This is a genomic window from Phenylobacterium sp., assembly GCF_036402295.1.
GTDB lineage: Bacteria > Pseudomonadota > Alphaproteobacteria > Caulobacterales > Caulobacteraceae > Phenylobacterium.
In genome coordinates, this window is record NZ_DASWTE010000418.1 from 1 (window position 1) to 1673 (window position 1673).

2 protein-coding genes and 1 pseudogene are annotated in these 1673 nt (G+C 70.6%); all 3 read right to left on the reverse strand.

The annotated features are described in order from the left end of the window. Positions 1-470, reverse strand: a pseudogene (locus tag VGD44_RS24160) (hypothetical protein); the annotation flags it as partial. Position 471: 1 nt separating this feature from the next. Beyond that, a complete protein-coding gene (gene lepB / locus VGD44_RS24165) occupies positions 472-1062 on the reverse strand; it encodes a signal peptidase I (RefSeq protein WP_331090934.1) in 591 nt (196 codons plus the stop codon). Then, on the reverse strand, positions 1059-1673 hold a 615-nt coding region (gene dapF, locus VGD44_RS24170), incomplete at its 5' end, for a diaminopimelate epimerase (protein ID WP_331090935.1). The genes lepB and dapF, both read right to left, overlap by 4 nt.

A 1673-nucleotide genomic window follows, 5' to 3' on the forward strand; every position in this document is an offset into this window, starting at 1 on the left:
TGGACCTCGACATAGGCCCGCGCCCGGTCCTTCAGCCCGTCGATCAGGTGCCCGGCCGTCTCGCGCACGCTCATGATGTCGTTGACGCGGACCCGCAGGGGTTCGGCCTGCGGGGCGTAGGCGCCGGCCTGGCTCTTCTCGGCATTGCCCAGCACGAGATCCACCTCGGCCATGGCGGCGAAGGCGGCAGGATCGATCTGCGCCGCGCAGCCGGTGACGATCAGCTTCGCGGCCGGCCGCTCGCGGCGCGCCTTGCGGATCGCCTGCCGCGCCTGGCGGACAGCCTCGTTGGTGACGGCGCAGGTGTTGAAGACCACGGCGTCGGTCAGTCCGTCCTCGGCCGCGCGCTTCCTGATGACCTCGCTCTCGTACGCGTTCAGGCGGCAGCCGAAGGTGACGATCCGCACGTCCTCGTCCGGCGCATCGTCGCGAACGTCCGCGGCGCCGGGGTCGAGGCCTGGCTGGCCCAGGTCAGGGTCGTTGGCCGACACGGGACACATCCTTGGCCATGATGATCGACGTAGCCGCCGCACAGATGTCGGCCTCGGCCACAGAACCATGAAAACGGGAGTCCGCGGCGTTGTCGCGATGGTCGCCCAGCACGTACCAGCCCGTCAGGCGGGTTGGCGGTATGTCGTCGAGCTCGCCGTCGGGGCCCATATCGAGCGTCAGGTAACTGGCTCCGTTCGCCAGGGTCTCGCGGAAGACGTCGACGGTCCGCGGAGACCCCAGGAAGTCGATGCTATGCGAGCCTGCGGCGACGGACGTCACAGGCTTGCCGTCGATCGACAGCCGACCGCCCTTGAGCTCCACCATCTGACCCGCCTCGGCGACTGCGCGGGCCACGAAGTGCTGCCCTTCGCGGCGGTAGATCACGACCTGCCCGGGCGCGGGCTTTGCGCGTCCGCAGTCGCCCTTCCAACCGTCGGCGCCGATGATGTCGCCCTCGACCAGCGTCGGAAGCATCGAGGCCGACGACATCGAGTACGTCGAGCGCGGGATGGCGTCGCAAGCGCAGAGCCCTGCGGCTGTCATGGCAGCGAGGAGAAGCGGCGTCTTCACGGCAGCTCGCCCGCGAAGTCGACGGCGGCCGGGCCGGTCATGATCACGTGGCCATCGTCGCGCCACTCGATGTGCAGCTCGCCGCCGTCCAGCACCAGCGTGGCGTGGCGCTTGGTCAGGTCGCGGCGGCTGGCGGCGACGAGCGCGGCGCAGGCGCCGGTGCCGCAGGCCTTGGTGAGGCCCGCGCCGCGTTCCCAGACGCGCAGCCGGATGCGGTCGCGGTCCAGGATCTGGGCGAAACCGACGTTCACCTGCTCCGGGAACAGGGGGTGCTTTTCGATGACCAGCCCGATCTTGGCGATCGGTACGGCCTCGACGTCGGGGACGAAGAACACGACGTGCGGGTTGCCCATGCTGACGCAGCCGGGCGGCGCCATCAGGTCCGCGTGGTGGTAGAGCGCCACGTCCAGGGCGGCGGTGTCGTGCGCCTCGGCGAGCGGGATCTCCCGCCAGTCCAGGCGCGGCTCGCCCATGTCGACGCTGACCAGCCGCTCGCCGGCGCGGGTCGCAACCAGGCGGCCGGCCTTGGTGTCGATGACCGCCTCGTCCTTGCCGGACGACTGCATCAGCAGCCAGCCCACGCAGCGGGTCCCGTTCCCGCAGGCGCTCAC